The sequence below is a fragment of the Pseudoalteromonas sp. SIMBA_162 genome (genome assembly GCF_046535955.1).
Lineage (GTDB): Bacteria > Pseudomonadota > Gammaproteobacteria > Enterobacterales > Alteromonadaceae > Pseudoalteromonas > Pseudoalteromonas marina.
This window is the reverse complement of record NZ_JAWJBQ010000201.1, coordinates 1-314: the sequence shown is the minus strand read 5'-3', so window position 1 is coordinate 314 and position 314 is coordinate 1. Positions and strand designations below refer to the sequence as shown.

General features: G+C 65.3%; 1 pseudogene. It reads right to left on the bottom strand.

The window, feature by feature from the left end:
• Positions 1-314: pseudogene (locus R0J88_RS19360) on the bottom strand (threonine synthase); the annotation flags it as partial.

Below are 314 nucleotides of genomic sequence, written 5' to 3'. Positions count from 1 at the left end.
AGCAGGTCATGCAGATGCGGCGGCAGATCGACGCCAGCAAAGCCGGCACGCGCCACAGCTTCGGCAAACTTGGCCGGATGCGCCGTCGCCAGCGTGATCATCGGCGTCGCGCTATCGGTGCGGCAGACCTCAGCCGCACGATAGCCGGTTGCCGTATGCGGATCGAGAATCTCACCGGTGCGATGGTGCGCCTCACGGATGACCTCGAGGATCGTCTCGTCATCGACACTGTGGCTGGAGAACAGCTCACGCAGCTTCGCCAGCGGGGCATCCGCCAGTGCTGCCGGTTCCCGCGAGAAGTGCTCGAGCAGCTC